Annotated in this window: 29 protein-coding genes; 5 read left to right on the top strand and 24 right to left on the bottom strand. The window is 44.3% G+C overall.

Annotated elements, in window-relative coordinates; all coding sequences use genetic code 11:
* The first annotated feature begins 56 nt into the window (after window positions 1-56).
* Window positions 57-1,388 carry a vanadium-dependent haloperoxidase gene (locus ACEW9O_RS06685; protein WP_373549366.1) on the top strand — a complete coding sequence of 444 codons (1,332 nt, stop codon included), beginning with the start codon at window positions 57-59 and terminating at the stop codon, window positions 1,386-1,388.
* 82 nt (window positions 1,389-1,470) lie between these two features.
* Here the strand turns inward: ACEW9O_RS06685 and merA are convergent, their stop codons facing one another.
* The 14 genes from merA to ACEW9O_RS06615 form a co-directional block, all read right to left on the bottom strand.
* Window positions 1,471-2,916, bottom strand: a complete 1,446-nt coding sequence (gene merA / locus ACEW9O_RS06680) for a mercury(II) reductase (protein ID WP_373549365.1) — start codon at window positions 2,914-2,916, stop codon at window positions 1,471-1,473.
* Between the two features lie 56 nt (window positions 2,917-2,972).
* Window positions 2,973-3,578 (bottom strand): mercuric transport protein MerTP, encoded by a 606-nt coding sequence (gene merTP, locus ACEW9O_RS06675; RefSeq protein WP_373549364.1) that lies wholly within the window; start codon window positions 3,576-3,578, stop codon window positions 2,973-2,975.
* Window positions 3,575-3,952 (bottom strand): ArsR/SmtB family transcription factor, encoded by a 378-nt coding sequence (locus tag ACEW9O_RS06670; RefSeq protein ID WP_373549363.1) that lies wholly within the window; start codon window positions 3,950-3,952, stop codon window positions 3,575-3,577. Before ACEW9O_RS06670 ends, merTP begins: the two co-directional genes overlap by 4 nt.
* 119 nt (window positions 3,953-4,071) lie before the next feature.
* Window positions 4,072-5,349, bottom strand: a complete 1,278-nt coding sequence (locus ACEW9O_RS06665; RefSeq protein ID WP_373549362.1) for a mannosyltransferase — start codon at window positions 5,347-5,349, stop codon at window positions 4,072-4,074.
* 67 nt (window positions 5,350-5,416) lie between these two features.
* Window positions 5,417-5,935 carry a DinB family protein gene (locus ACEW9O_RS06660; RefSeq protein ID WP_373549361.1) on the bottom strand — a complete coding sequence of 173 codons (519 nt, stop codon included), beginning with the start codon at window positions 5,933-5,935 and terminating at the stop codon, window positions 5,417-5,419.
* Window positions 5,936-5,946: 11 nt separating this feature from the next.
* Entirely contained in the window at window positions 5,947-6,696 is a 750-nt protein-coding gene (locus tag ACEW9O_RS06655; protein ID WP_373549360.1) for a glycosyltransferase family 2 protein, read from the bottom strand.
* Entirely contained in the window at window positions 6,686-8,215 is a 1,530-nt protein-coding gene (locus ACEW9O_RS06650) for an FMN-binding glutamate synthase family protein (RefSeq protein WP_373549359.1), read from the bottom strand. Before ACEW9O_RS06650 ends, ACEW9O_RS06655 begins: the two co-directional genes overlap by 11 nt.
* A gap of 59 nt (window positions 8,216-8,274) precedes the next feature.
* Window positions 8,275-8,856 carry a TIGR04282 family arsenosugar biosynthesis glycosyltransferase gene (locus ACEW9O_RS06645; protein WP_373549358.1) on the bottom strand — a complete coding sequence of 194 codons (582 nt, stop codon included), beginning with the start codon at window positions 8,854-8,856 and terminating at the stop codon, window positions 8,275-8,277.
* Window positions 8,856-9,554 (bottom strand): TIGR04283 family arsenosugar biosynthesis glycosyltransferase, encoded by a 699-nt coding sequence (locus tag ACEW9O_RS06640; protein WP_373549357.1) that lies wholly within the window; start codon window positions 9,552-9,554, stop codon window positions 8,856-8,858. Before ACEW9O_RS06640 ends, ACEW9O_RS06645 begins: the two co-directional genes overlap by 1 nt.
* A gap of 10 nt (window positions 9,555-9,564) precedes the next feature.
* Window positions 9,565-10,509, bottom strand: a complete 945-nt coding sequence (locus ACEW9O_RS06635; RefSeq protein WP_373549356.1) for an RNA-binding domain-containing protein — start codon at window positions 10,507-10,509, stop codon at window positions 9,565-9,567.
* Window positions 10,475-11,656 carry an FAD-dependent oxidoreductase gene (locus ACEW9O_RS06630; protein WP_373549355.1) on the bottom strand — a complete coding sequence of 394 codons (1,182 nt, stop codon included), beginning with the start codon at window positions 11,654-11,656 and terminating at the stop codon, window positions 10,475-10,477. Before ACEW9O_RS06630 ends, ACEW9O_RS06635 begins: the two co-directional genes overlap by 35 nt.
* A 10-nt stretch (window positions 11,657-11,666) precedes the next feature.
* A complete protein-coding gene (locus tag ACEW9O_RS06625) occupies window positions 11,667-11,867 on the bottom strand; it encodes a hypothetical protein (RefSeq protein WP_373549354.1) in 201 nt (66 codons plus the stop codon).
* A 21-nt stretch (window positions 11,868-11,888) separates the two neighbouring features.
* Window positions 11,889-12,278 (bottom strand): hypothetical protein, encoded by a 390-nt coding sequence (locus ACEW9O_RS06620; protein ID WP_373549353.1) that lies wholly within the window; start codon window positions 12,276-12,278, stop codon window positions 11,889-11,891.
* Window positions 12,279-12,299: 21 nt separating this feature from the next.
* On the bottom strand, window positions 12,300-12,911 hold the full coding sequence (locus ACEW9O_RS06615; protein ID WP_373549352.1) for a carboxymuconolactone decarboxylase family protein: 612 nt from the start codon (window positions 12,909-12,911) through the stop codon (window positions 12,300-12,302).
* Between the two features lie 387 nt (window positions 12,912-13,298).
* Here ACEW9O_RS06615 and ACEW9O_RS06610 point away from each other — a divergent pair, with 387 nt between their 5' ends.
* Entirely contained in the window at window positions 13,299-14,693 is a 1,395-nt protein-coding gene (locus ACEW9O_RS06610) for a phosphatase PAP2 family protein (RefSeq protein ID WP_373549351.1), read from the top strand.
* A gap of 284 nt (window positions 14,694-14,977) precedes the next feature.
* On the opposite strand, the gene ACEW9O_RS06605 is transcribed toward ACEW9O_RS06610, so the two are convergent.
* The 10 genes from ACEW9O_RS06605 to ACEW9O_RS06560 form a co-directional block, all read right to left on the bottom strand.
* Entirely contained in the window at window positions 14,978-15,391 is a 414-nt protein-coding gene (locus tag ACEW9O_RS06605; protein WP_373549350.1) for a hypothetical protein, read from the bottom strand.
* 214 nt (window positions 15,392-15,605) lie between these two features.
* Window positions 15,606-16,019 carry a DUF6789 family protein gene (locus ACEW9O_RS06600; RefSeq protein WP_373549349.1) on the bottom strand — a complete coding sequence of 138 codons (414 nt, stop codon included), beginning with the start codon at window positions 16,017-16,019 and terminating at the stop codon, window positions 15,606-15,608.
* Between the two features lie 20 nt (window positions 16,020-16,039).
* On the bottom strand, window positions 16,040-17,647 hold the full coding sequence (locus tag ACEW9O_RS06595) for a CRTAC1 family protein (RefSeq protein WP_373549348.1): 1,608 nt from the start codon (window positions 17,645-17,647) through the stop codon (window positions 16,040-16,042).
* Window positions 17,640-18,311 (bottom strand): DUF6796 family protein, encoded by a 672-nt coding sequence (locus tag ACEW9O_RS06590; protein WP_373549347.1) that lies wholly within the window; start codon window positions 18,309-18,311, stop codon window positions 17,640-17,642. Before ACEW9O_RS06590 ends, ACEW9O_RS06595 begins: the two co-directional genes overlap by 8 nt.
* Window positions 18,312-18,410: 99 nt before the next feature.
* On the bottom strand, window positions 18,411-19,016 hold the full coding sequence (locus tag ACEW9O_RS06585) for a YceI family protein (RefSeq protein ID WP_373549346.1): 606 nt from the start codon (window positions 19,014-19,016) through the stop codon (window positions 18,411-18,413).
* Between the two features lie 201 nt (window positions 19,017-19,217).
* Window positions 19,218-19,868 carry a DUF547 domain-containing protein gene (locus ACEW9O_RS06580; protein WP_373549345.1) on the bottom strand — a complete coding sequence of 217 codons (651 nt, stop codon included), beginning with the start codon at window positions 19,866-19,868 and terminating at the stop codon, window positions 19,218-19,220.
* A gap of 187 nt (window positions 19,869-20,055) precedes the next feature.
* Window positions 20,056-21,411: a 4Fe-4S binding protein gene (locus tag ACEW9O_RS06575; RefSeq protein WP_373549344.1), complete on the bottom strand. Its 1,356-nt coding sequence runs from the start codon at window positions 21,409-21,411 to the stop codon at window positions 20,056-20,058.
* A gap of 34 nt (window positions 21,412-21,445) precedes the next feature.
* Window positions 21,446-22,792, bottom strand: a complete 1,347-nt coding sequence (locus ACEW9O_RS06570) for an NAD(P)/FAD-dependent oxidoreductase (RefSeq protein WP_373549343.1) — start codon at window positions 22,790-22,792, stop codon at window positions 21,446-21,448.
* Between the two features lie 10 nt (window positions 22,793-22,802).
* Window positions 22,803-23,081, bottom strand: a complete 279-nt coding sequence (locus ACEW9O_RS06565; RefSeq protein WP_373549342.1) for a hypothetical protein — start codon at window positions 23,079-23,081, stop codon at window positions 22,803-22,805.
* 1 nt (window position 23,082) lies between these two features.
* Window positions 23,083-23,661, bottom strand: coding sequence for a sigma-70 family RNA polymerase sigma factor (locus tag ACEW9O_RS06560; protein WP_373549341.1), 579 nt, complete (start codon window positions 23,659-23,661; stop codon window positions 23,083-23,085).
* Between the two features lie 533 nt (window positions 23,662-24,194).
* Between ACEW9O_RS06560 and ACEW9O_RS06555 the strand changes: the two genes are divergently transcribed.
* The 3 genes from ACEW9O_RS06555 (at window position 24,195) to ACEW9O_RS06545 (ending at window position 26,343) form a co-directional block, all read left to right on the top strand.
* Entirely contained in the window at window positions 24,195-24,392 is a 198-nt protein-coding gene (locus ACEW9O_RS06555) for a hypothetical protein (protein WP_373549340.1), read from the top strand.
* On the top strand, window positions 24,389-25,150 hold the full coding sequence (locus ACEW9O_RS06550) for a hypothetical protein (protein WP_373549339.1): 762 nt from the start codon (window positions 24,389-24,391) through the stop codon (window positions 25,148-25,150). Before ACEW9O_RS06555 ends, ACEW9O_RS06550 begins: the two co-directional genes overlap by 4 nt.
* A gap of 179 nt (window positions 25,151-25,329) precedes the next feature.
* Window positions 25,330-26,343, top strand: a complete 1,014-nt coding sequence (locus tag ACEW9O_RS06545; protein ID WP_373549338.1) for an Rpn family recombination-promoting nuclease/putative transposase — start codon at window positions 25,330-25,332, stop codon at window positions 26,341-26,343.
* Window positions 26,344-26,973: the final 630 nt, after the last annotated feature.

The raw sequence follows: 26,973 nt of genomic DNA, 5'->3' as shown, positions 1-26,973 counted from the left end.
ATCACCACCTTAATTTTACATTTAGCGCTTTAAAGCCTGATAAAATAGGTCATTGTATGAAACTTAGCCTGATTTCATTTGTGCTCCTCCTTGGCCTTTTTGCCTGTCAAAAAGAATACAACATTGAGGAGGCCGAAAACCCGGAATACCTGCATCGTTCGGTGTATGCCTTGAATGAAATAATCATTCATGATATTTTTTCACCTCCAGTGGCCAGTCGAATCTATGCCTATTCCAGTCTGGCTGGGTATGAAGCAGGAAGGCACACCGATTCTACTACATTGTCTTTGGCTGGTCAGGTGCGCTGGTTAAGCTCCTTGCCACAACCCGAGGCTGGACAGGAGTATTGCTTTCCTTTGGCTGGGGTACAGGCTTTTTTAAGCGTTGGCAAAGCCCTGACTTTTTCAGAAGATATGTTGGATGATTTTAGAGAAAAACTTTATTCCGAATGGAAGAAAAAATCAGGTATCCCTAAATCTGTTTTTGATCGCTCTATTGCCTATGGTACGGCTGTAGCAGCGGAGATTATTGAACACAGTAAAAAGGATAATTACAAAGAGACGCGCACTTTTCCCAAGTTTATGGTGGATGAAAGTGATCCTACACGCTGGCAACCTACTCCTCCTGATTATAATGATGCCGCCGAGCCACACTGGAGCAAAATCAGACCCTTTACCCTGGATTCGGCAGGTCAATTTTTCCCGCCACCACCACCAAAGTATGATACAAGTAAAAACAGCGCTTTTCACAAAGTTGCATTGGAGGTGTATTCCGCTTTGGAGACTAGCGATCAGGCTGAACGGGAAGAGATTGCCTATTTTTGGGACGACAATCCCTTTGTATCGCATCATGCTGGACATGTGATGTTTGCCGATAAAAAGGTAACACCAGGTGGCCATTGGATGAATATTGCGATGCTGGCTTCACGCATAAAAAAAGCCAACTATGTCAAAAGTGCAGAGGCTTATCTGTACACCTCCATTGGACTTTTTGAAGGGTTCATCAGTTGCTGGCATGCCAAATACACTTACAACTGGGTACGCCCCGAAACATACATCAACAAGTTTATCAATGAGGATTGGCGACCATTTCTACAGGCACCTGCTTTTCCTGAACATACCAGCGGGCATAGTGTAATCTCAAGGTCGGCGGCGGAAGGTTTAACTTTTGTATACGGGGATAATTTTGCTTTTCGCGATACAACGAATGTAGAGTATGGTCGAACCGCACGTCAATTCACCTCTTTTTTTAATGCCTCAGATGAAGTGAGCATCAGCCGCCTATATGGTGGAATTCATTATCGTCCTGCCCTGGATTTAGGGGTGGCGCAAGGGAAAAAAGTTGGACTGTGGGTACAACAAAGGCTTAGAACCAGAAGAAAAGAATAAGCGAACCGTAGACAGGTGTGCCGTCGAACTGCTAGTGGTTTTTCGGGCACACCTGACACAAGTATGATTGTAGATCAACCAATTAACTGCTGCAACAACTCAGCTTGGAAATTTCTTTTCTAAATGCGATTGCTGCTATTTTGATCCCCTCACTCAAGGTCAAATAAGGGTAAAATCCTTCCGCTAATGCAGTAGCAGTTATTCCGTATTTGATGGCCATACTCAATAGTTGGACTAGCTCTCCGCCTTCCGAGGCGACTACTCTTGCGCCAATGATTTTATCTGTTTCGGTGTTGCGAATGAGTTTGATAAACCCTCTTGTGTCATTTGCAGCAATTGCTCTCGGTACCTCCTTGAGCTCCAATTTGGAAACTTCAAACGGAATGCCTTTTGCTTTTGCCTGTATTTCGTCCAACCCTGCACCTGCTACTTGTGGGTCGGTAAAAACCACCCAAGGCAAAGCTGTATAATCGACTTCGTTTGTTGCCATGGTAAATGCGTTTTCTACTGCAATTTTCCCTTCAACAGCTGCCGTGTACACAAAGGCAGGAGTGTTGGTTACATCTCCAACTGCGTAAATGTGTGGCAAGTTGGTTTCCATTTTTTCATTCACTGCAATATGTCCGCTTTTAGTGAGTGCTAAGGCTATGGTTTCCAAACCTAATTTACCTGTATTGGGTTTTGTGCCTGTGGCAATCACCACTTTGCCTTTTTCCACAATTTGGGTAAACGTACCATCTGGGCATTTACAATGTATAATGGTTTCGTCTCCGTTTTTATCAAATTTTACGGCTCGGAAGTTGGGTAAAATCTCAATTCCTTCTTTGCGCATTTGGGCTTCCAATGCTTCACTGACGTCGGGTGTTTGGGTTCTTAAAACTCGGTCGGTAAATTCGATGATACGCACTTTTACACCCAATCGATGGTATGCCGTTGCGATTTCTAAACCAATGTAACCGGCACCCATAATCGTTAAACTTTCGGGTTTCTCTTCCAAATCAAAAAGGGAAACATTGGTTAGATAGTCGATTTGATTCAAACCTTCAATGCTAGGGATGTTCGTAGTGGCTCCAGTGGCAATCAAAAATTTGAGGGCTTTGTATTCTTTCTCTTCCACCACAATCGTTTTTTCATCTTTGAAAGTCGCCCAACCCTTCAGCAATGTCAGGTTTTTAAAATCGCTCACCACGTCCATGTATTTCTTCTCTTGCAGGGTGGCAACCAGCCTTTTTTTGTCTTTGATCACCTGTGCGAAATCTATGTCTACACCTTTGGGTTTGATGCCAGCGAAGTTGGAATGGGTAGCGTGAAATGCCGCTTCCCCTGCGCGAATTAGGTTTTTAGAAGGAACACAACCTACATTTACACAAGTCCCGCCAAAGTCCAATCCTTCATTGACCATCAAGGTACTCAAGCCCAAACTTTCGGCTTTGATGGCTGCCGAAAATGCCGCCGAACCACCACCAATTATGATCAGGTCAAATTGACCGATGCCACCAGTTGCATTTTTAGCAATTTCTCCGTTCATAAAGTCAATTGTGTAATTATTTAATTAAATTCTTAAATAAAGCAAGCAAAAAAATACTACTTCTTGCCTACCACTTCATACCCTGTGCCATTGATGGCTTCTTCGATTTGAGACAAACTCACTTTGGATTGATCAAACTTTACTTTGGCGACTGCTTCCTCGTAACTCGCTTCTATTTTAAGGATACCTGATAGTTTATTTACGTCATTTTCAACGTGGGAAGCACAAGCATTGCAGGTCATCCCTTTTACATCAAAAGTAACCGCTTGAATATCCGAGGCATCGACGATGAGCACTTCCTTTTTGTCATTAGAAGGGTAGAAAATAGGTGCGTATTGTGGAAATGCCAGCATCAAGGCCGAAAACACTGTTACAATACCCAGGAACTTCTTGGTTTGCCAAAAACTGGGCTTTTCATCTTCTTCACAAGCGCATTGAATTTCTTCGGCTGTTCGTGGTTTGAGCTTCTGATACCAGGCAAAGCCCAAGACCAAAACCGTAATTCCGATGAGATAAGGTCTGGCTGGTTCCAGCCACGAAAAGGTGGAAGCCATACCCGATGCCCCGGAAATAAAGGCCAATACAGGGGTGATGCAGCAAAGTGAAGCTGCGATGGCCGAAAGCACTCCTGCTCCAACGAGTGAGTTGTTTTTCTTGTTCATGTTGTTACTTTTTTTGAATGATGAACGATGTGTTTAAAAAATGGCCTGAGCAAGCCGAGTTGTTCGACCTTGAGTGAATAGAAAATGGTTTGCCCTTGCCTTCTGGCTTCAATGACGTTTCCATCCTTGAGTTTTCTCAAGTGCTGCGAAATGGCAGGAATACTCATCTTGAGAATGTCCGAAAGATCACATGGACAGAGTTCGTTTTCTTCTTCCAATAGGAATAAAATCTTCAACCTTACTTCATTCCCGGCTAGGGCCAATAAACTGCTCAATTGATTGAATGCCTTATCATTGGAATCAAGCACTTTTCGGCAATTTTCTATCTGAACTTTGTCGGCAAGTATTCTAATGCAAGATTGATTGTTTTCCATAAAATACCTGGTTAAGACTGAATCTTTCAAGAGCCATGTTAAAGGAATGGCTATATAACGACCACAAGGTATCATTATTTAGTTATTTAAGCAAATACTTAAATGTTTTTGAAATTGCTTCACTTTATTACCGACAATAGTTCGTTTTTTGCCAACTCCCTATAAAACGCCAAAAACACCACCCCATATTCCACCCCCAAAAGCCAGTAGTTTTCTTTGAAAGCCACATTGCCATAGGCCGAATAGCTCAGCATCACACTTAAACTCCAAATAAGTACAAATCGAAAAGGTGTAAAAATACTCAGCACCAGAGGCGTAATGACATACCAGGGATGAACCGTGGTGGACATAAAGAAATAAAGGGAAAGCACCAGCAACATGTTCTTGAATACAACCTCAAGGCTGAGGTTGTCCTTGGATTGGGAAAAACGCAGGATCATCCACATGACCACGAAAGGAGTAATCCGCCCAATGACCGGGATGAGATTGTACCCGGTGAGTACATAACCGAGCCCTCTCAAAAGGTAATAGATACTGGCGTTGAACTCAAAATTGACAAACCACAACGCAATGGTATTGGCATAATTTAAAAGAAAAGCACCGGACAAAAAAGGTAAAAACAGCAGCATTAAAGTGATTCCAATTAGGGCATAAAATCGGATTATTTTCTCCCGACTGAAATAATGCCACAAAATAGGGAGTAGCATCAAAGGCACCAGTTTGACTGCAATGGAAAAAGCCATGCTGATGGCGGAAAGGGACTGCTTTTGTTTGACCATCCAGTAAAACGACAGCAACAAAAAGAAAATCATCACGCCTTCAAAATGTAGATTTCCACTGAGTTCAATGATGACCAGCGGGTTCAAAAAGTAGTAAAAAAGGTTGATTTTAGGCAGATTAAAATGCTGCAAGATTTTCTTTCCAAGAAGGTAAGTCCCCACATCCGCTCCAATGATGATGATTTTGAATACCATTACACTGCTCATGATGCTTTTCCCGGCCAACAGTGCTGCAAGAGCAAAAAAGAACTGGTTGATGGGGGGATAATTGCTGTAATGGCCTGCACTGAGTGTACCCATCCCTTCGTGAAGGATTTGGGCTTCAGGCATCAGAAAACCACTGGTATGGATAAGTTCATTGGGTAAATGCAAATAGGGGTTGTAACCCTGTAACAACAATCGGCCATCCCAGATGAAGCGGTAAAAATCCTGGGATAGATTGGGTACAGCGCCGATCAGCAATATCCTGAACAGGATGCCAAGAGCAAATAAAGGGTTGGGGTCTTTGGGAAAAGCTTTTACCAAAAACCAAAAGCATAAAAACAGGACGCAGTATAGACTGATCAGCCCCGTAAAGTTGCTTCTTGGCAGCTGATAAGCAAACAGATAGTAGCCCATAGCACTGACTATGAGAAGTATTGATCTAGCCATTTTCACCAAGAAAAGGATTGTGTGTGACTACGATTTACCAACCTCGATACTTCGGTGCTTTGATCCCATTCAGGCGTAGATATACGAGCAACTGGCCCCGATGATGGGTGTGGTGATCGTGCATCAACGCAATGATTTGTCTCCGACTCATTGGTCCGGCAAAAAAACTTTTGGTGACGGACAGAGAGTCTGGAGAGGTATGGGCAATCGCTTCTTGCGCAAATGCGAGCGATGCTTTAAGCAATTCAATGATTTCAACAGGGGTAAGCTCTTTTTTACCCTTCAACGGATGATTGAATTTTTGCTTTGCCAGGTAATCCCCAGCCAGCCAGGTCATGTTTTCTCCAATATGGACCAATTGTTGGCCAAAGCTGCGTTCTTCGTCCATTGGTTTAAAATCAAATTTTTCTAAGGGCATCGCTTGAGCAACTTCAAGTGTATAGCTTGCCGCGTTTTGCCATTTTTGAAGGGTTTCCTTCAGAAAAAGCGAATCCTGAGCATACAGTTGGAAGCTAAAAACGGCAAAGAGTGAAAGGAATACCGTGTTTTTCATGTCTTGATTATTTAATGCCCATTGGGGCGGGTACGTAGTTCTTTCAAAATGATCCCAATTATTTTTAGGCCAGCTAAAACCGAGCCTTTTATCGTTCCCGATACTTTACTTTTTCCTGCTGCTCTTTTGCGATAGCTTACCGGGACTTCGGTACAAGATAAGTGCTTTTTTGCCGCCTTGACTTGCATCTCTACCGTCCAGCCATAATTAGGGTCTTGCATTTTCAGTTGTAATAAATCAGGCCATCTGATGGCTCGGAATGGTCCCAAATCTGTGAATCTTACCCCATACAACCATCTTATTAGCAGTGGGGCTAACCAGTTTCCGAAGCGTTGAGGAATGGTCATTGCTTGCGATTGGCCTTTTTTGAGCATGCGGGAGCCTATAACCAGTTGTTTTTTTTCCTTGATGATTGGTGCAACAATTAGGTACATCTCTTCGGGATAATCCGAAAAATCCGCATCCAAAAAGACAATGATGTCTGGTTGTGCTGCCTTCGGGAGCTGCTTTAGGTAGTTTATACCCATTAAACAGGCATTGCCATAGCCTGGCTTGGGCTGCTCTACTACTATCGCACCCAGCTTTTGGGAGATAAAAGCAGTACGGTCAGTAGAACCATTGTTACAGACAATGACCTGACGGACTAAATTCCTGGGAATGGCCTTCAATACCAGCGGTATGGACTCCTCCTCGTTGTAGGCCGGGATCAAGACGTCGATAATGAAGGGAAGATGTGGTTCTCTGTTCAACTTAGTGCTCATCTTCTTTCGGTAACGTCTCTGGATACAATTCACTATACGGTACCATACTATTGGGACCTGTTCGGTGCAAAATATGCTTTCGTTGCAATTGCTCTGGCCGAGTTAATCCAGCCGCAGCCAATAGCTCAACCAAACTGTGGACGGTGTTTTTATGAAAATTTGCCACCCGTACTGCTTTGTCTCCTACATCCAGCCCCTTCATTAAGCTTTTATTTTGAGTAGCCACGCCTACCGGACAGGTATTGGTGTTGCATTGCAACGCTTGGATACACCCCAGCGCCATCATCATTGCGCGGGCACTGTTGCATAGGTCTGCACCTAATGCCAGCACTCGGGCCAGGTGGAAACTGGAAAATATTTTGCCGGAAGCGATGATTTTGATGTCCTTTTTCAGTTGATAAGCATTCAGCGAATCACACACAAAGGCTAGGCCATCGCGCAGAGGTAGGCCCATCGAGTTCGAAAACTCTACTGGAGCTGCGCCTGTACCGCCTTCTCCTCCATCCACAGTGATGAAGTCGGGCTTTATTTTTGTTTCTTGCATCGCCTGGCACAAGTCAATGAACTCGGTTTTGTCACCAATACAGAGTTTAAATCCGATGGGTTTGCCTCCTGATAAATCCCGGAGAAGCTGAATGAAATCCATCAACCCTTTGGCGTCACTAAAGGCAGTGTGATAGGGTGGCGAAAAAACGTCTGTAAATGGTTCCACATGCCTGATCTCAGCGATTTCTTTGGTGTTTTTTGACGCTGGCAAAATTCCCCCATGCCCCGGCTTTGCGCCTTGAGACAACTTGATTTCGATCATCTTGACATTATCAAGCAGGGCGTATTTTTTAAAGGTATCGGGGCAGAATTCCCCGTTTGAGGTTCGACAACCAAAATACCCTGTCCCGATCTGCCAAATCAAATCCCCTCCTGGTTCAAGGTGATAAGGGCTGAGTCCGCCTTCACCAGTGTTGTGAGCAAATCCACCCATCTTTGCCCCCCTGTTCAGAGCCAGGATTGCATTTTGACTCAATGCTCCAAAACTCATAGCGGACACATTTAAGATGCTTGCTGAATAGGGTTGTCTGCATGCCAGTCCTCCAATTAGTACTCGAGGATTGTGCTCAGTCTCCTCTAGCTTTTTAGGGTACATTGAATGGGCCATACACTCATAACCAATTCTATATACATCAGCTTTAGTGCCAAAAGGAGTGGTGTCGGTAGTGTTTTTAGCCCGCTGATAAATCAGGGACCGGAAGATTCGATTGATAGGAGTGCCCTCCGTGTCTGTTTCCACGAAGTACTGCATGATTTCCGGCCTGAATTTCTCCAGAATGTACCGAAAATGGCCAACTACCGGGAAATTGTTTCTTATGGTTTGTTTTTTCTGAACAATATCTCCGATTCCTATGATGATTATAGGCCCCAAAACGACCAAACTCCATAGAATGGGGCGCCAAAAAAAAGCTACACTCGAAACAAGTATTACCATGAAGATCGAACTGAAGATAAATATTTCTCTTGGTTTCATAGGAAAGGTTTGTTGGTGAAATTGAACGTTTGTGCTGGAATGGAATAGTGAATGTCCCTTCACCAACCCCATTTCTCCCAGTCTTCTATCGTGTCAATATCGCTTAAGATTGGCAGCAAGAAACAAGATTTTTTCTGTTCATGTATGCGTTGTAAAGTCATTTCAGTAACCTTGTCGGTGCTCCATTCCATTTTGTGAAACAACCCAGGGCAAGGTTCCCGCATGCCCAGGAGATAATATCCTCCATCCTGAGCAGGGCCCAACACGAAGGGGTGTTCTACTAAGGCTTGAAAAGCATCCCGGAGTAGATCAGCCGTCAGTTGAGGACAATCGCTACCAATGATGACTGCTCTATTGCCCTGCTTTAAGGAATCTTGAAAAGCTTGGTTCATACGAGCCCCCAAATCTGAACCTACTTGCTGATGCTTTACAAATTGCTCTTCCTTCCAGGCATCATGGCGATCAATAAAATCACTGTAATAGAGTTGTCTGTCTACTTCTACGCCCAATACAGTCTGACGTGTATGCTGGCACAGTTTATGGTAAACGGCCAGTGCTGCATCGGCACCAATACTTGCCGCGAGTCGAGTTTTGACCTTCCCGAGCTGAGGATTTTTGATAAAAATGATCAGTTGGTTCATTACTTCTTGGGATTGCCTAACAAGTTACGATAGGTTGATTTGATTTTTTGCGGTTTGGTGCCAACCCGAAACAAAAAAAAGGCAACCATATTGGCAAGCTGAACTTTGAGCCAACTCCTACCCTCATATTTGCGTGCCGACACCACTGCCTCTTTGGGCAGGATGACCATCCGATATAGTGGCCTTGAGCGTCGGATAAAATCATATTCTTCCATTACGCAATATTGCTCGTCATACATGTTGAGGCGAAAAAAGACCTCGCGTTTGATGAAAAAGGTCTTATCTCCGCCTTGGCACCATAGCCAAGGAAAACGGGTGAAAGCTGCATTGATACTCAACATTAAGTTAGGAGAGTCAAAGCGGTATCGATAACAACCCATGCTGTAACCCTGTGCAATGCTGTCTTCAATATCCTGCAAAAAGGTGGGTGGAGGAATGGTATCAGCGTGGATGAAATAAAGTACTGATCCAGTCGATTTTTTTGCCCCTTGGTTCATTTGTATGGCTCGATTAGAAGCGGTAGTAGACCATACTTTTGCACCTGAGTCAATGGCAATTTTTACACTGCCATCCTGACTCCCTCCATCAATTACTATTATTTCCAATAAGCGTTCATCGCTGTGTTGTTTCAAATATTGAATTAGGGTCTCGATTTTTTGTGCTTCATTCAGCACCGGAATGATGATTGAGAAATCCATACGTCCACTGTTAGAACCGTTCCTGTATATAGGTTATGGCCTGGCTAAATGAATAGTTAACTGAAGAAGGTCCATTGCGAACAAAGAAGTATTCAACTGCAGTGCCAGGGTCAACGACAAAAAATGGACGCGAGGAAGGGTCGCAATCGACCCTCAATACCATCTTTTCATGTATTTTAACCAGGTCGTAATGGATGTATTGATTGACATTGCTACCCAGGCGACTTTCTAATAAATTGCTGAAATGCAGCAAATATTTGTCGGCATTAGGGAATTCGTCGGGCTCTATTCCAATGATCTGACCACTGTCCTCCACTCCCACCAGGAGAGTTCCTCCGCGTCCATTTAAGAATGCGGCAATCGTTTTGAGCACGGCTACCTCGATTTTAGGGTCTCTGGCATTCGTTTTGAGGTTTTTTCGCAATGTCGATTTAAATTCCACATGTTCATTCTCACCTTGCTCAATCAAAATTTTTGTCGATACCTGACTCCGGGATTGTACACGCTGTATCAGTTTTCGGGCAATACATTTAACCACCTGTAAGCTGATAGCTGGAGCTATCAATGTAGTGTCGAAAAAACCTGTGGCGTTAATTTCCAATACGGAAGAATGGTTTTTTGACACTGCCGTTGCTAAACGTACCGTGTTGTTGATTACTGCCCAGTCACCAAACAACTGCCCTGGATGTAGTTCTACAGGGTCGCGTCGACTAAAATTTAGCCGCACAATCCCTTTTTCTAGAATAAAAAAGGATTGTGCGGGCTGTGATTCGGAAAAAATGACCTGACCGGGCTGAAACGCTGAAAAAGTGGCGATCTTGGAAAAGGTTTTTAGCTCCTGATCGGATAAACCACTACACTCTTCGTTAAGCCGAAGTAAGTCAACAATCCGATGTTGATGCAGTTGAGTTGGGCTCATCTCAATGACCTTTCTGATTGAGGTAATTCCGTACATGATAGGCCGCGATTACACCTTCGCCCGTGGCTGCGGCTACTTGTGCGGTTGCCCCTTGACGACAGTCCCCCGCAGCAAATACCCCCTCCGTTGAGGTTTCAAAGGAAGGATCCTGGGTTTTAATGAATCCAGCTTCGGTCAAAGTCAGGATTTTTTTCAAAAAACCAGTGTTTGGGCGAAGCCCCACATACACAAATGCTCCATCAGCAGGGATGAGGGTCGTTTCAGCCTGATCGGCCAGTTGAACGTTCAAACCCTGGAGTGAACCGTCCTCGTGCTGGCTGAAACTATGGGGAACGGCATGGTCGATTAAGGTAATGTTTGGGGTGTCGGCTGCTTTATCCAGGTACGTTTTGGATGCACTGAACGCAGTACGGGCAACAATGGTAATCTTTTTGCAAAAGCGGGAAAGGTAGAGCCCCTCTTCTAAGGCACTATTTCCCCCTCCAATGACCACCACTGCTCTATCCCGATAAAATGCACCATCACAAGTTGCACAGAAATGTACGCCATGACCAATTAGGTCGGCTTCACCTGGGATGTCCAGTTTTCGATAGGTGGATCCTGTTGCAATGACAATGCTGCGGGCTTGAATTTCTCCTTCGGTGGTGTCAATGGAAAAAAATGCACCCGTGTGGTTAAAGCTGCGCACTTCACCGCCCACGCGAATGTCTGCCCCGTAGAACCTGGCCTGCTCTGCCATCCGATTCATTAATTCCGGGCCTCCAATATCAATGAATCCAGGATAATTTTGGATTTGATGGGTCAGTGCGGCATTTCCGCCAATGTCTTTTTTTTCCAGAATAATGCTATTAAAATGGTCGCGCTGTAGGTAAATGCTGGTCGTCAAACCCGCAGCACCGCCTCCAATGATCGCGGTATCGTACAGTTGATGATTATTCGGGAGCTCAATCCCCAACAATGCCCGCAATTCGGCATTGCTGGGATTGGCATGGGGCTGTTCATCGATTACCACTGTTGGAATGATCCTTTTACCGTTGTTGACTTTTTCAAGATAGTCTACAGCTGTATGTACTTCATCGATGTCTACTTCGTGAAAAGTAATGTTGTTTTGGGTCAAAAATGCTTTTGCCCGTTTGCAATCAGGACACCATTTAGCACTGTATACTACAATATTGTTTGACATAAACTTGGTTTTATTGATTAGGGCTGTGGTTGCGGCGGGGTACGGCACAACTGCCACCCATCAGGCACATAACATTGAAGGTGGCCTGGGCGATGAGTAATACGCCAAAAAAATAAAACAGGACTTCACCCGTAGTATATCCCTGGAAGAGACTGTAAGCCCCGACGAGAAAGTAGAGGATTCGCTTGATGTTGAGCGTACGAATAAGCATGCTGGTGAAATTTATTGCCGTTTACTGTTTTGGGTCAAGGAATTTTTTGAACTGCCGTTGTCGAATCGAATAGGCGTGAATCGCATACAGCACATTAAAATGGATGGCTATGCCAAAAAGTGTGATGGCTATAAAAATGAGCACCTTATCGTTTTTGGGTGACAGCACCCCATATCCTGATAACAGTGCATTGACAACCAACAGCATCAAACTTATATTCAAAATGACAATCCCCCTACTCAACCGTTTGATTTGTTGCACTTTTAAGGGGATGATCTCCCGGTATGCATCAGGGTTAAGCGAAAGTCTTTGGTTGATTTCGTCAGTTATTCCCAATACCATCCGATTGGAGCTGCTCAGAATGACTGCCATGCTGGGTATAAGGGAAATATTGAGCTGCCAGGTTTCCATCTGCTTTGCCGTTTGTTTCACCTATGTCCGTGAGAAAAACTGAACCGCCTTCCGCGCTACTTTGAATACCGCCCATTCACGCATTTTGAACGGAGCGTCCAATGGGGTCTGGAATAAATGATTCGAATAGTTACTGATTGTTTTTACGGCAATAGCCAAAATGATTTCTAAGATATGATTTTCGCTATACCCTGCTTCCAGAAAAATGCGCACATCCGTTTCCGAGGGGTGGCCTCTTTTGTTGACCATAATCGAAGTGAAATCACTCAGCGCTTTTAGTTTAGGATCAGGTATAATCTTACCATCGCGGATTGCATTGGTGACTTCTACCGGAACCTTAGAAATCATGTCCGCTAACATACTGTGGGCAGCCATGCAATATTCACAGCCGTTTTCGTAGCTGATGGTCAGAAAAATTACTTCCTGCTCAGCTTTGCTAAAACCACTATTCTTTCGAAAATGATCGTAGCCAAATTTGTAGGTGGCCAGCAAACCCGTTGAGTTGCCCATATTGCCGTACATATTGGGCACCATGCCTAGGGAAGCTTTTGTGCTTTCAAAAATGGCCTTAACTTCTTCGTTGGCATCTTGAAGTTTTTTTGGCTGAAGAGCAATTTGATAACTATTTTCCATCCTATGGTTGTTTTTTTTGATTGATAATTTCGGAAGCAATTAAGCTTCTTGGATGGTAGTCTGTTAAAACTGGGAAACCTGACAAAGGTTTGTACTCTTTTTTCAAGTGGATGCCCGGACGAACCAGTAATCGAAGACTGGGTAAGAAATATATTTTTGATATTCAGTTTTTTATACTCAATTGCTTGAGTTGAATCAATGAAGTTTATTTGAAATTTGTACTTGGTTGGTTTGTGCTTGATTCTCATTTTTGCATTGGATAATCTTTCAATTCATCTAGAACTATCTACAGGGTGTCTCCACTGTTTGTGCTCGTGATAGGTTGACTCAACCATGGTCGTTGGTCTTCCTACTGCAATATTTTTTTAACCATACAAGTACTCTAACATGAATTTTACAGTTAAACTCAAACACCTTCTCTGTTTGCTGCTTATCCTCGGTCTTGGATTAGTCAGCAGTTGTAGCAGAGATGAGGAGGATGATGTCCTATCTGCCGACAAGATCACTAGTGCCTTTAGCGCTAAAGTACCGCTTGAATGGAATAAACTTCTGCTAGACATTGACCGTTATTCACCTGGCTATCGACCACCCGCAGTCGCACGCATGATGGCCTATATGGGGCTTGCCGCTTATGAAGCAGCAGTCCCTGGTATGCCCAATAACAACTCAATGTCTACTCATTTCACTGGCCTGTCGGTACCAACTGTTGAGCCAGGAAAGGAGTACAATTGGCCGTTGGCGGTGAATGCGGCATATGCTACGATGTTCAAAGTGTTTTATCCCCATGTTAACACCTTTTACATCGACAAGATCAATTCCTTGGAAACCGTTTTGCAAGTTGAAAATGCAGCCAATGTTTCTAAGGAAGTAAGCACACGTTCGATTGCTTTTGGTAAAGCTGTTGCCGAGGCGGTATACAGCTGGAGCAAAACTGACGCCCAAGGGCACGATGCATTCAAAGACCCTCGCCCAAGCTCTTACATTCCTCCTGCAACTGGTGCCAATGGTGAGAAACTGTGGCAGCCTACTTTTCCTGATTATACGCCAGCATTGTTCCCCTATTGGGGTAAAGTGCGGACTTTTGCATTGAAGGAAAGTGAAAAAATGGCCAAGCCACCACTTACCTGGAGTGAAGACCCCAATTCTAAATTTTATAACCAAGCCAAAGAAGTAAAATTGTGGGTAGACAATGCGACTGAAGAGGATAAGTGGATTGCAGAATTTTGGAGCGATGATATCTTCGAATTAACCTTTGAACCAGCAGCTCGATTGATTGCGATTGCCAATCAAATGGTAGTTGATGAAGAAGTAAGGTTAGATGAAGCTGTTGAGATTTATACCAAATTGGGCTTGGCGCTTAGTGATGCAGCGGTGGCGGTTTGGCATTCTAAGTATGCTTATAATGTAGAACGGCCAGTGACCTATATCCGGCGGGTGATGGACCCCAATTGGAAAACCCTCTTGAATAATCCTCTCAAGAATGTAATTGGAATGTCTCCGGAGTTTCCCGCTTATCCTTCTGGCCATTCTGGGTTTGGAGGAGCAGGGGCTGCTATTCTTACGCATATGTTCGGTACACATGAAATGACCGATGAAAGCCACAATGGCCGTACGGAATTCATCTCAAAAGCACGGACTTTTACAAATTTTGCGGAATTAGGAGTAGAAGATGCTTATAGCCGCTTGCCATTGGGCGTACATTATCGAATGGATTGTGATGAGGGCTTGCGCTTGGGATATCTTGCTGCCTTAAGGGTAACTCAATTGCCATGGAAAAAGTAAAAGCTTTTGTACTAAGTAATTTTTTGCGTCATACTAATGCTTTCTTTTGAAAATAGCCAATTGCTCTACATCTCTTCCTTTCTCAAAAGGGGAGACTGAGTTTAGTGGGTGTCGCTTGTGCATGTTGTTTATGGCTTGCTGTTCCTATTTATGGTGTTAATGAGTAGTAAAACAATCCCAAAGCAGTTCAGCCAGAAACGTGCGACATGCCAAGCGGCTCATCTTTCTCAAGGTGAAACCCATCTAATAGGCTTATTGGCCGAGGATTCATCAACCTAATATTTCTACCTCGTCCACCTCCCAAATGACTGCGAGTGTTCTTCATAGATTGCTTTTCCTGATGCCAATAAGGCTTGAACATATTGTGCTTGAGTATTTAACCGGAGCAAATAACTCTGTAGCTCTTCTTCTGTTGCCAAAGATTTGGCATCAACTTCTAGTTCTTGAACTAAATCATCTAGATTTTGAGTCAATATGTTGAGATTATTTTTATTTTTTAGCGCTTCAAATTCATTCACTTTTGATAAGCTATCCTGTTTTATCTGAAATAAGGGAATATAGAGATTGCAGGAGTCTATAACACTTTTGGCATACACTACTTCTGGTACTTTGTTCCAATTTTTTTCTTTGGTTGAAATGGTATTACAGTTCCAAAGGAGTAAACATAAGAGTACGGAAATTCTGGTTTGTCGTTTCAAGCTCATGGTTTATTTTGCTTAAATTTGTATCCTAAACTTACAACACAAACTCCCTTTTCCATAATATCTTACCAGCCTCTTTTTAAATTTTTCTTTAGGAATAGTTAGAAACATGAATCATCCCGAATTTTTGAAATTCAATCGCTCCGCTATTAGATATTAGTCCGATTTTGGCTGTTCAAAAATTCGAGATGGCTCATTTTTTACTCATGACTTAGCTCAAAAACCGCACTACACTCACGCCAAACACAAGGTGCCCCAATACACTCCCTACCATCATCATGGCCATTGATCCCTCCACCGCTGGCATGGGAAAAATAGCGCCCAGTACGCCCATGGCTACTTGTGCAAAAATGAATGCCAAGAGGCCAAACAAAGCCCCCTTGAGGTAAACGTTGCTGATTTTTTTGAATAGACGGGCAACGAATAAGGCATAGCCTATCGCAAATGTTGCGCCAATGGCAAAATGCATGATCCAGCCCACTGCAGTGGGCACACCCAACATGCCGGATAACATTGCAGGTGGCGACATCTTAGGGACACCCATAGTGGTTGAAAGTAACATAAACAAAGACATAATTGCCGTACCGATTACGCCCGCTATAACGGGCTTCGTGATTTGGTTCATTGTAATGATTTTTTGGTGAATTAATGGGTATTTAAATGTACAATGCTATTGATTGGAGGCTGATTGATGTAGGCCACCTCCCCGCTCAAATATTGGATTCGAACCCTGACGATGGACTTGGCCTGGCCCAGTCCAAAATGTAAAGCAGCGGTTTGGTCGCTAGCCAGCCCTTCTCCGACCAATAAAAATTCAGTCAATATTTGACCAGAAGATAGCTCTACCTGGACTTTGGCCCCGATATTTTGAGCATTTTTAGGCAAAATAACTTTCAGGTAATTCCCTCCCTGACCCTGGTTCAAAAAAGCCAGGCTAGGAGAGTTGATATTGGTCCAGATCAAATCTAAATGACCATCTCCGTTAAAGTCGCTTACGAGTGGGGTGATGCCAAAGTAGAGGTTTTTTACGCCGCTGACTTTTTCGGTTGCACCAAAGGTATGATCCGGACTTTGAATGAGTAGGCGACTCGGTAGCCGGAAAAATTTATTGGGTAAGAGGTCTACGTAATTTTCGGCTACCATCAAGTCCTGAAGCCCATCATTGTTCATATCGGCAAAAACGGCACCCCAACCAAATTCATAATTGGCGATTTTTCTAACTTGGGCTACGTCTTGAAATTTGAAATTGCCATTATTTTGGTACAACAACCACTTTTCATTGAATCGACGAGCATCCTTTATGTCTCCTTTGGCAAGGAATCTGGGTAAGGTGCTCCCCGTGTTGGAAAAAGCAAAATCTATCCGTCCGTCGTTGTTGTAGTCTCCGGCAGCAATCCCCATCGGATAGGCAAATTTCTTGGTAAGTGGATTTTCTTTAAGGGTGAAGCTAAGGTTTCCATTGTTGCGATAAGTTCGAACTTCGCCAGTGTCGTGGGCTACAATCAAATCAAGATTTCCATCGTCATCGATGTCAACCAGGATGGCCATAAAAGTATTGTGTACATAATCCAGGCCTGCGGCGGTCGTAATGTTTTTGAAGCGCTCCTTTCCTTCGTTGAGTAGCAATGCACTGGTCGAACCATAGGCGTAATCTTCAAAGATGGTTTGGCCTTCCATCAGCTCTTTTTTCAGATAAGTCGATAAAAACACATCAAGGTCTCCATCCTTGTCAATATCTCCCAAGGTGATTCCTGTAGGGGTCGATTTCTGATTGATTGGGGTAAGAATGGCTTGATGACGAAATCTGCCTTGTTCATTGTAATACAAGTGCAACCCATCTTCTCGACTTACCATGATGTCCTGAAAACCATTGTTGTCAAAATCAGCAGTGGCCACCCCAATTGAAGTGTACATGCCTTTATCTTTAAAGTTTACTTGTTGGGTTATATTTTGGAAGCCTTTTTTGCTGAATTTAAACAGTGCATCTGCTTGATGTAGACCTCCTCCCAAAAATACTTCATCATGTCCGTCATTGTCAATGTCAACTGCTGCCGATGGCACCAGGGGGATCGACTTTTTGGATGCATATTCATGCGCAAAGGAAAGTGCTATCGGTTCGAAGATAGGGATGCTTGATGCTTCTACCTCCAGCTGGTACTTGGCGACATTGGCATCCCGCCAAAAGAAGCTTGCTCCGAACACCAGTACGAATGCGACTATGGCAAATAAGATGAGAAGTGCTCGTTTAATCATGGTGGGATGGGTTGTACAAGATAATTTGAAATAAAGACAAGCCAAATAGAACTAGATGCGTTACATTCATCAAAACGGGCAGGATATGTCGACCAATTGCAGGTATACTAAAGCCAACTGCGATCCAAAGCAATAGAATGATTGCAGGATTGAATATAGCCATCCATTTTTTGTACGCGGTATTGCCTTTTAGGATAGCCATGCTAAAAAAGATGGAGACCAATCCAATCACTCCACGCAGGATATATACCAACACTTCAAGATGCGTTTCATAATCTCCTAGAATGGATTTGTAAGCTGAGGTTTCGATCTGATCCTGATGTTGAACGATGCTTCCTAAAAATGCTCTAGAGCCAATCCAGACTCCCCCTAGAGCAAAGGCGATAAAGCCTAACCCTAAAACCGCTTGAGCCAAAAGCTTATTTCCCGGCCGCAGCATGTAGTAGATGTGTAGGTAACCTGCAAAGTAAAAAGGTAAGCCTGACAATACCAGGATGTGCCCAATCTGTAAGTGGCTTTTTGGGACATAAATAAAAAAGTGAAAATCGACAACTTGATCTAAAATGTGCTCCGAGTAATGCAAATAATGCTCTCCTAAGCCAACCAATATGCTGGCCATTAGTCCCAAACATCCTAGGAATAGGATCATTTGCTGCTCTTTCATTATTCCTGATTTTTTGCTGATCCTTGCTGTAAAAGGCACTAACAGCCACGATGCAATAGATTGCTCGTGGCCGTCAATGTCCGATAACTTCCTTGTGCATTAACTCTTTTTCCGATTCAACTCCATGTGGATGTTTACATCTACGTCATCGCCTACAACCATGGTAGCTGCCCAGTTACCAGTACCTACCCCATAATCGGTTCTTTTGATCTTCAGGTTTGTGGAAAGCCCAAGGATGAGATTACCCTTCATCATTGGATGTTCCATTTCTCCCGTGACTTTTAAGGGTAGGATAATGTCCTTTGTGGTATTGCGAATGGTCAGTTTCCCGTGAACGAGGTATTCATTCTCCGATTTTTTCACAAATTTGCTGGAAACGAATGACATCTTTGGGTAAGTAGCTCCGTCAAAAAAGTCATTCGATTGTAGGTGCTGATCTCGTTTCTCTTCACCAGTATTTACACTGGGAACCTCTACATTAAAATCAACCTTTGATCCTTTTAAGTTGGCTGGATCAAAATGAACCATGCCATCAAATTTGGAAAATTTACCAGTCACTGTTGAAAAGAAATGGTTGATCGAAAAATTGACAGAGGTATGTGCTTTGTCTACCATCCACATGGTTGCGTCTTGTGCATTAACAGCATACACACTAGAAATGGCCAATAAGGCTAAAAAGGCAATTTTTTTGATTGCTGAAGTCATGATACAGAATTTGAATTGTTTGAAATACAAATGGCACGCTGAAAATGTGCCATTTGCTGAATTGGCATAAACTTTTATGGTGTGAACACCAGGGTGCAAATTGTGTTATGATTCACCGCAAATTTGAGGAGCAAATAGGAAACAGGGGCCTTGGATTGCCCCCATTTCACTATAAAAACACCTAATGGTTAACTTTACACCCTACTTAGCTTCGTTCAAACTCCATTGATAGTCTAAATAACCCAATGGAGTACTTTCCGCTATTTTTATCGCGGCGTAGCGGTTGATAAACGCCTTAACAGACCCCGCATCCCGAACAAAGTCTCCACTGAACCATTTAAAAATCTCGGAGATTTGTACTTTGTCTTTGGTGACCTTGTTCCGAATCGGATCGTTAACAAACTTGCGCATCGCATCGGTTAGTTGAGCGTCTAAGTTCTCCGCTGTAAATGCTTCGTTGCGCAAGGCTGGACATGAATAAGAAGCGCAATTGACCGCTGCATGCACCCGGGCATCCTTAAAGTCTTTGCGCAAAATACCGTGTTCTATGTTGTTCAAGTCGTATACCTTTCCTTCAATCTTGATGAACTTGATGTCCCAAACCGAGTTGACAAAAGCAATGCCTTTTTTAATGTCTTTGATGCTTTTGACAGGATAATGTTGGACAATTAGCTTGACAGTGTAAGCATTGTAGGCATTAATCCAGTACGCCATTTGTTCATCCTTAGACCAGTTTTTATTATTGGGGTGGGCGGACTCAAGTACACTGAGGTATTGATTTAAAGTTAAGCTATCGCGGACAAAACCTTTATAATCGACCCAGCCATTGGGCTTGACGTGTTTTGCGAGCAACGTATTCCATATTTTGTGGGATACAGGCTTCGATACGGAGTTCGTTTTTGAAATTTGACAAAAGGCACATGTCATCGAAAAAACGAGTAGTGTGCTTACTAGAGCACCAATCAACAACTTTCTCATGCTTCTTTTCTTATTGGTTTGCAAGGATAGTCGTTGACTGGGCTTAGTCCTGACAATTTTTTTATGCAATTAATTTTACTTCGCCTTCTTGAATGTGTATCGTCCGCATGGATTCTCCCCGATCGTTGATGTCAACTAAACTTCCTTCCAAACGTAGGACCCCTCTCGGACACACTGCCGAACAAATTCCACATCCTACACAGGAAGCACGTACAACATCCTGGCCTTTTTGCGCATATGCCCTTACATCAATGCCCATTTCACAGGAGCTTGAGCAGTTCCCGCAGGAAATACATTGACCACCATTTACGGTTATTCTGAATCTTGATTTTTTCCGTTGCCAGATACCCAACCAGGCAGCCATTGGACAACCAAAACGGCACCAAACTCTACTCCCTAACAAAGGGTAAAAACCGACCCCCACCACACCGGAAAAGACGGAACCAATCAGGAAAGAGTACATTCCATAAAATCCTTGGGAATAGGAATGCAAAATACTTCGCCCAGTGGCCACATTGATCCACAATAGTGCCGTCATCAAAACGGCGAAAATTAGGACGCTATGAATCATCCATCGCTCGATTTTCCAAGCCTTGAGGCTTTTATCGGATAGATGACGAAAAGGGTCTCCTGCGGTTTCGGCCAATCCACCACAGCCACATACCCAGGAACAGTACCATCTTTTACCAAAAAAATAAGTCAATATGGGGGTGCCAATAAAGAACATCGCCAAGCCAAAAAAGAAAAAGATCGTCCCAATCGTCGTTGCAGAATGACCATTAAATGCCATGGGTGTGCCGTGATAATAGGACAAAGGCCAGAAGTAGGTAAAGTACAATTCTGGTTGTTGGAGCCGAACCATTAACCCTGGTATGATGAAGGAAAAACCGAGTTGGAAAAACATCACGGAAAAGGTGCGGAACTGCTGATAACGATTGCCTCGGTATTTGAATAAAAATTTGATTCCCATCCACAGCACCGCTACAGTGTAGAGTGTACCGTAAACAAACCATTGATTCGATTTTGTGCCCCGCAACCAATGGCTTAAGGGGTCAAATAGTTCAACCAAACCTTTTAAGTATTGAGGAAACCAGTAAAGACAAACATAGAAGCCCGTAATCACAATTCCCGTAAGCCAACCCCATACGCCTCGGGAGCTTAGACTCCTAAACCAAAGTCCGTTGTTCTTAATGCCTTCGGGACGGTTGAGGTATTCTTCGCGTACAAAAATGACCACGCCGCTTAGACTAAAACCTAGTGCAGCTAAAAAAACGGGTACAGGGGCTATCGCAGTGCCTGCTGCCCAGGTAATGAGTAATAAAAGAATACCTACTCCTGCCAGACTTATCGCCAGCTTTTGTTTGGGAGTGGTAAACATAGGACTGGGATTTGCTATCGAGATGGATGCATTTTTCATGATCGCTTTGGATTAATTTGGAAAAAATGGAATGTCAATTGGGCTGCCGCAAAAACTGGAGCACTGAAGTTAGTCCACGTTTTTGTTTTAATCGAAGGTCTTTGCCCGTAATGTGGTTGTAGGCAGAAACCAAATCGACTTCGTGTTGTGGATAAAATTCTGGATCAAAATTGGCGAGCCCCAACTGCTGCAATACTGTCTCGATGTGGGCTTTTGTGCGCAGCCATTTTTCGCATACCTCTTGCCGGTAACGTACACCCATCAGATTGAACCCGACTACTTGCCCCGTCTCACGCTGGTATACAATTCGGATACTTTTTTTTCCATCGCTGTGCTCCCAATACACTGAGGTGTAATGTTCAGGGAAAATTGCTGGAACATCGCCATATACCTGATATTCGATATCCAGGAATTTTGCGGAGTTGAACCAAATGCCCGGATTATATGCTGTGGGTTTTCGACAGATGGTATGTGCCAGCGCTTCCCCCATCATCCGCCCAGTATACCAAATCGCTTCAATGGGTCGACGACCTGCATAGGGCTTACGCATTTCGGCACAATCACCAATGGCGTACACATCGGGAATGTTTGTGCGCAGATAATGGTCAACCAGGATCCCTCGATTGATTTCGAGTTCAGTCTTTTTTAGAAAATCGATGTTGGGACTAACTCCAACGGTCAGTCCAACGTAGCCACACTCGATTTTTTCGCGGGTATTGGTTATAACCGCACAACAACGGTCTCCTTCATCTGGTAAGATGGCCTTTAGCTCAGTATTTAACCTCAAATCAATTCCATGTTCCTTGATGTGCCGATTGATCATGGCCGACTCTTCTTTGGGCAATACAATGTCCCAAAAACTGTTTTCGCGAACGAGTAGGGTTACAGGGATATGCCTGGAATGAAACATTTCCGCCATTTCAATGCCAATCAGGCCTCCGCCCACAATCACTGCCCTTTTTAAACCTGAACTAAATTGCTCCATTTGTTCCAGGTCTTGCCAGTGGTACAGCCCCCCTACGCCTTGTAAATTTTGACCTGGCCAGTCAAATTTATTTGGCTTGGATCCCGTGGCAATAATCAGCTGATCGTAGGTTATTTTTTGTTGCTCTTGGGTAAGGAGTATTTTTTTAGAAAAATCCACCTCCTCGATTCTGGCTCGTACCAGTTGAATGCGATTTTTCTCCCAAAAGTGCTGCTCGTAAGGCTGTACATCTCCTGGTCTTAAATGCCCCATGTACACATACATTAGAGCAGTTCGACTAAAAAAATAATCTCCTTCATCCGAGATTACGGTAATGTTGTGGTTGCTGAGCTTGCGTATAAAACGTGCTGTAGTAATCCCACTGATTCCATTACCAATGATGACAATGTTTTTCATGTAGAATGAGTTAATTTTCCTGTTCCATCTGTTTGGCTAATTTTTCTTTGAACTCATCAGTCAACTTCAGATCTTTTAAATCTTGAGGTTGATCTTTGAGCATAAATTTTTTCATCGCATTGCTAATCATGATGGTCTGTTGTGCGTAGGCATGACAAGCATCGCACATTTTGAGGTGCAACCAAAGGCGAAAACCTTCTACCCTGTTCAACCCAAATGAGTGCTTCTTTTCTACCAGTTCAGTGGCCTTTTTGCAAGACAGCATCAACATGTTTCTCAATCTTTTCATTTCATCCTTGTTTAAACCAAAGTTGTTCTAGACAATAACGGAGCTGTAATTTAGCGCGATGTAAAATTTGCCAATAGTTGGACGGTGAAACCTCCAATTCCTGACAAATTTCATTGCTGTCGCGATCATCGATATACTTGGAGTTGACGGCTACTTGCCAGCGTGGAGGCAGTTCATCCATACATTGCCTGAATACTTTATTAAAATGTACATTGTCCAGCAGATGTTCTGGCTCATCTTGCCAGCTAGATGGGCGATATCTTTGGTCCCAGTCTCCAAATTGATCAAAGTATTCGCCCGGAATTCCGTCGTTGTGATTGGAAAGATCAACAAATGCCGTTTGCCGGAATCGCTGCCGGAAGTAATCGGCAATTTTATTTTTTAAAATAGCATAAATCCAGGTCTTGGCACTACTTCGGCCATCAAATTTAGCCGAATTCTGATGCGCGGCAAGGAAGGTGTTTTGAACTATATCTTCGGCCTCTTCACGGCTCGGAATTCGGCTAAAAGTAAAGCGAAACATCTCGTCCGCATACTCGTAGATCAAAGTTACCAGGTGATTGTTGGATGAATTGGGCATTCTTTTTTATTCAAAGGTAAGGTTTGACGCTCAAAATAAACAGAAAGAAAAGTGGGGCGGATGAGTAAATTTCCAATAAGTCTTAACTACTACAGTTTGTCGAAATCCAGACAACCTGATGCTTTGACCAAAAAGCCGCGCTGAAGTCAAAATAATATTCAGTCCTTTAGTCGTAGGTGCCTCTTGCCCCATTCCTCCAATCCCGCTATCTTTGCTCCCAACAACCAAGCCACTTCAGGCACTCATCTCCACAACCAAGTTTCACCAACCTTAATAATTTTTCATAGCAAAGCACGTTCGGTCTTACCCACCGCAGCCCCCATTCATCATTTATGACTCATCATTCATCACTATTCATCATTGCTATGAAAACCAAATTTCTTTTCCTCCTCTGCCTGGCCACCACCGCCTGCACTCTCGACGAGCGCACCTACTTCATCCCCGTCACCGTCCACGGCCACTGGGCCCCGGCCGACGGTGTCACTTGGTCCCCCGGCTCCACGTGGGTTGACCCCTGGCTCGACTTCGAGGGCATGGAATCCCCCAACTGGTGTTGCAGCACCAGGCTCCAGCTCCAGGCCATCCGTATGCCAGGCTATCGCTATTACGCCGAAGTCTCTCGCCCCATCCCTACCCTACTCCAGGGCTGCGTCGATGTCTACGAAGAGCGCTACGCCGCCGCCTTTGATTTTGAAATCGATCTCCGTGTACCCGAAACCCTCGTGCCATGAAAATGATCTTCCTAAGCATCAGTTTGCTTACCCTGCTCCTGCTGCCGAACCTCTCCGCATCCGGCGCAGCCCTCCGCCAACCCAAGGATTTATCCGTGGGAGGCCACCATACCGCCTCACCCCATGGCTTTAGCCGTGGGAAAATATCCTGGGAGGCATCCCCGCTCCGGGAACCCTCTCGGCCCCAAGAGGCATCTCCCCGTCATACCCATAGCTGCCTTGATTCGCTACCTCCTATCTCCCTCCTCCACGCCTCCATCGACACCTTCCACGCCCACGCCGCCCATTCCTCTCTCCTCGAGCTCCAGGAATCCCGCCGCGGCAACTGGCTCAAGTACCTCCCCACCCTCGGCCTGGCCTACACCCCCACGGGCGCCCCCCGCCCCGGATTCTCCTACTCCACCGCCGTCATCTACCAGGCCAAGAAGGACAAACAAACCCGAGCCGCCAAGCGCCTGGCCATCCTCGAACAAGCCCAAGTCGCTGCCCGCCGCGACAAGGAGGCCCTCCTCCCCTACCTGGAGCGCCACCTCAGCCTTCGCCGCGAACTGGCCGCTGCCCTCCAACTCCTGGAACTCGACCGCGAGCTCCTCTCCTACTGGCAACAAGAACTGGCTGCCAAAAACATCGGCCCCGTAGAATTTCTAGGCAAACGCAAAGACTTTCTGGAAAAAGAAGCGGGCATTGAGCGGCTACGCGATCGGCTCCGGGAGCTGGAGGCCGAGGTGCTGGCAAAGGCACACTTTTTTGAACAATAATTTGCAATTTGTTGGAATTGCAAGTGCTGAAGCATAATTGTTGCGGCGGGACAATAGCGGCTCCTACCGCGACAAACCTTTCCTAAAGCCCAAGGAGAAAGTTTTTTAATGCGACTTTTAAACAAAAAATTGCAGCATTGGGCTGTATTGTATATCTTTGGCAACAAAAGCTAGCATATATGGCAGAGCCATTATTCATCAATCCTTTCACCGATTTTGGTTTCAAGAAAATCTTTGGCGAAGAGCAAAACAAAGATTTACTAATCGATTTCTTGAATGAACTGCTAGCGACTCAAAACCAGCACATCAGCGATTTGGTATTCAAAAAAAACGACCGATCGGGGAGTGATGACCTGGATCGGAAAGTTGTGTTTGATCTGTATTGCGAAAACGAGCAAGGGGAAAAATTCACTGTCGAGTTACAAAAGGCCAAGCAGGCATTTTTTAAAGATCGGATGTTGTATTACAGCAGCTTTTCGGTTCAGGAGCAAGGTCAAAAGGGGGACTGGGACTACCAACTCAAAGCGATTTATGTGATCGCCATCCTCGATTTTATTATGGATGAAGACAATAGTGAGAAAATAGTGGTTAGTAAAAACAAGATGATGGACATAGAACGTTACAAGGTGTTTTATGACAAACTGACCTTTGTAACGCTGCAAATGCCCAATTTTTCTAAGGAAGAACATGAATTGGAGAGCAATTTCGACAAATGGCTGTATGTTATCAAAAATTTACACAAACTGGATCATATCCCCGAAAGAATTCAAGAGCGGGTATTCCAGAAGTTATTCAAAGTAGCTTCATACACTGCCTTAAGCAAAGAGGAAAAAGCCAAGTACGAAGACAGCTTGAAGTATTACAACGATTTGAAAAACTCCTTAGATACTGCCCAAGAGGAGGGCTACCAAGAAGGCTACCAGGAAGCACAGGCAGTATATGAAGCCAAATTGGAGGAAGAAAAACAAAGGGTAGAGCAGGAGAAACAAAGAGCAGAACAAGAGAAACAAAGAGCAGAACAAGAACTCAAATTAAAAGATGAAGCATTGCACTTGCTTGAAAATGAGCTTAAAAAATTTGTGCAAAGTGTCTTGAATATGCAGGATATGGGCTTGACATCGGTTCAGATTGCACAGATCACCAATCGGAGTGTTGCAGAGATTGAGGCGATCTTGCAGGGCGAAGGAGAATGAAACTTGGGCACATTTACATTTTAAAAGTTTATTTTCTTACGATTATACACATCTGAAGACGTGCGAATAATGGTAAGAGTCGTGAGACCATTGGTCTACTTGTTACTCCTACAGCCCCACTCATCAGTTTCTACTATCCCTCCTCAAGCTCCAGGAATCCCGTCGCGGCAACTGGCTCAAGTACCTACCCGCCCTCGGCCTGGCCTACACCCCTAGCGGTGCTCCACGTCCCGGCCTCTCCAGCTCCTGGAACTCGACCGCGAGCTCCTCTCCTACTGGCAACAGGAACTGGTCGCCAAAAACATCGGCCCCGTCGAGTTCCTGGGCAAACGCAAAGACTTTCTGGAAAAAGAAGCGGGCATCGAGCGGCTACGCGATCGGCTACGAGAGCTGGAGGCGGAGGTGCGGGCAAAGGCACACTTTTTTGACTCCTAATATTGTGTATTGTTGGAATTGTTTCTATATTACCACAAAATTGTTGCGGCGGGACTATTAGGCTCCTACCGCAATAAGACATTAACTGGGGTTTAGTTTTACTTAGGCCGAGGTGCTATGCGTCTCGGTTTTTTATTATCAGGAAGTATGGCATCTAAAGCCGCCTTTTCCAGGCACTCCCAGTCACTTTTCCAC

This window comes from Haliscomenobacter sp., assembly GCF_041740695.1.
GTDB lineage: Bacteria > Bacteroidota > Bacteroidia > Chitinophagales > Saprospiraceae > Haliscomenobacter.
The sequence above is the reverse complement of the archived record's forward strand: the minus strand, read 5'-3'. Positions and strand labels throughout refer to the sequence as shown.

What these genes read in the sequence shown, in the direction of transcription:
- ACEW9O_RS06610 (WP_373549351.1), top strand. Translation starts at nt 13,299, where the DNA reads ATGAATTTTACAGTTAAACTCAAACACCTTCTCTGTTTGCTGCTTATC.
- merTP (WP_373549364.1), bottom strand. Translation starts at nt 3,578, where the DNA reads ATGAACAAGAAAAACAACTCACTCGTTGGAGCAGGAGTGCTTTCGGCC.
- ACEW9O_RS06570 (WP_373549343.1), bottom strand. Translation starts at nt 22,792, where the DNA reads ATGAAAAACATTGTCATCATTGGTAATGGAATCAGTGGGATTACTACA.
- ACEW9O_RS06665 (WP_373549362.1), bottom strand. Translation starts at nt 5,349, where the DNA reads ATGGGCTACTATCTGTTTGCTTATCAGCTGCCAAGAAGCAACTTTACG.
- ACEW9O_RS06645 (WP_373549358.1), bottom strand. Translation starts at nt 8,856, where the DNA reads ATGAACCAACTGATCATTTTTATCAAAAATCCTCAGCTCGGGAAGGTC.
- ACEW9O_RS06590 (WP_373549347.1), bottom strand. Translation starts at nt 18,311, where the DNA reads ATGAAAGAGCAGCAAATGATCCTATTCCTAGGATGTTTGGGACTAATG.
- ACEW9O_RS06685 (WP_373549366.1), top strand. Translation starts at nt 57, where the DNA reads ATGAAACTTAGCCTGATTTCATTTGTGCTCCTCCTTGGCCTTTTTGCC.
- ACEW9O_RS06670 (WP_373549363.1), bottom strand. Translation starts at nt 3,952, where the DNA reads ATGGAAAACAATCAATCTTGCATTAGAATACTTGCCGACAAAGTTCAG.
- ACEW9O_RS06660 (WP_373549361.1), bottom strand. Translation starts at nt 5,935, where the DNA reads ATGAAAAACACGGTATTCCTTTCACTCTTTGCCGTTTTTAGCTTCCAA.
- ACEW9O_RS06575 (WP_373549344.1), bottom strand. Translation starts at nt 21,411, where the DNA reads ATGAAAAATGCATCCATCTCGATAGCAAATCCCAGTCCTATGTTTACC.
- ACEW9O_RS06640 (WP_373549357.1), bottom strand. Translation starts at nt 9,554, where the DNA reads ATGGATTTCTCAATCATCATTCCGGTGCTGAATGAAGCACAAAAAATC.
- ACEW9O_RS06560 (WP_373549341.1), bottom strand. Translation starts at nt 23,661, where the DNA reads ATGCCCAATTCATCCAACAATCACCTGGTAACTTTGATCTACGAGTAT.
- ACEW9O_RS06615 (WP_373549352.1), bottom strand. Translation starts at nt 12,911, where the DNA reads ATGGAAAATAGTTATCAAATTGCTCTTCAGCCAAAAAAACTTCAAGAT.
- ACEW9O_RS06650 (WP_373549359.1), bottom strand. Translation starts at nt 8,215, where the DNA reads ATGAAACCAAGAGAAATATTTATCTTCAGTTCGATCTTCATGGTAATA.
- ACEW9O_RS06545 (WP_373549338.1), top strand. Translation starts at nt 25,330, where the DNA reads ATGGCAGAGCCATTATTCATCAATCCTTTCACCGATTTTGGTTTCAAG.
- merA (WP_373549365.1), bottom strand. Translation starts at nt 2,916, where the DNA reads ATGAACGGAGAAATTGCTAAAAATGCAACTGGTGGCATCGGTCAATTT.
- ACEW9O_RS06550 (WP_373549339.1), top strand. Translation starts at nt 24,389, where the DNA reads ATGAAAATGATCTTCCTAAGCATCAGTTTGCTTACCCTGCTCCTGCTG.
- ACEW9O_RS06585 (WP_373549346.1), bottom strand. Translation starts at nt 19,016, where the DNA reads ATGACTTCAGCAATCAAAAAAATTGCCTTTTTAGCCTTATTGGCCATT.
- ACEW9O_RS06635 (WP_373549356.1), bottom strand. Translation starts at nt 10,509, where the DNA reads ATGTACGGAATTACCTCAATCAGAAAGGTCATTGAGATGAGCCCAACT.
- ACEW9O_RS06595 (WP_373549348.1), bottom strand. Translation starts at nt 17,647, where the DNA reads ATGATTAAACGAGCACTTCTCATCTTATTTGCCATAGTCGCATTCGTA.
- ACEW9O_RS06600 (WP_373549349.1), bottom strand. Translation starts at nt 16,019, where the DNA reads ATGAACCAAATCACGAAGCCCGTTATAGCGGGCGTAATCGGTACGGCA.
- ACEW9O_RS06655 (WP_373549360.1), bottom strand. Translation starts at nt 6,696, where the DNA reads ATGAGCACTAAGTTGAACAGAGAACCACATCTTCCCTTCATTATCGAC.
- ACEW9O_RS06555 (WP_373549340.1), top strand. Translation starts at nt 24,195, where the DNA reads ATGGAATCCCCCAACTGGTGTTGCAGCACCAGGCTCCAGCTCCAGGCC.
- ACEW9O_RS06630 (WP_373549355.1), bottom strand. Translation starts at nt 11,656, where the DNA reads ATGTCAAACAATATTGTAGTATACAGTGCTAAATGGTGTCCTGATTGC.
- ACEW9O_RS06625 (WP_373549354.1), bottom strand. Translation starts at nt 11,867, where the DNA reads ATGCTTATTCGTACGCTCAACATCAAGCGAATCCTCTACTTTCTCGTC.
- ACEW9O_RS06620 (WP_373549353.1), bottom strand. Translation starts at nt 12,278, where the DNA reads ATGGAAACCTGGCAGCTCAATATTTCCCTTATACCCAGCATGGCAGTC.
- ACEW9O_RS06565 (WP_373549342.1), bottom strand. Translation starts at nt 23,081, where the DNA reads ATGAAAAGATTGAGAAACATGTTGATGCTGTCTTGCAAAAAGGCCACT.